Genomic DNA, 388 nt, shown 5'->3' with positions numbered 1-388 from the left:
TGATGTTACTGGATCTTTATCGAAATCACTTGAGGAAACTTATATCAACTTCTCATTGTCTTCAGTCAAGGCGTGGGATAGGTTAAGTGTTGGTTCAAGTCGCACCTCACCTTGCAGCGTGATAAACAGCTCACCCTCTGTGAAGCTGAATTGCTGTTCCCCCGTGTCATTTTGGTCAAGCGTTCGAAGTTGACCGTCATAGGTGAACTGAGTAATCGTCGCGCCATCAGCACTTTGGTTTGGCATCACATCAATGGTGTTAGTGGTCACCGTGCCATCAGCTAGATTAGGCTCAACAATATCTAATGTGCCATCTTGCATGATTTGAACATCATCACCGATGGTCACATTCAGTTGAGACACCAATGAATCGTCACCATCACTGTCT

The 388-nt window shown here is 45.1% G+C and carries 1 pseudogene; it reads right to left on the bottom strand.

The features are described 5' to 3' along the window. Positions 1–42: 42 nt before the first annotated feature. Positions 43–388, bottom strand: a pseudogene (locus A3712_RS28010) (hypothetical protein); the annotation flags it as partial.

Origin of the sequence: Vibrio sp. HI00D65, from assembly GCF_001635455.1 — a bacterium.
In the GTDB taxonomy this organism is placed as follows: Bacteria; Pseudomonadota; Gammaproteobacteria; order Enterobacterales; family Vibrionaceae; genus Vibrio.
This window is presented reverse-complemented; position numbering and strand designations above follow the sequence as displayed.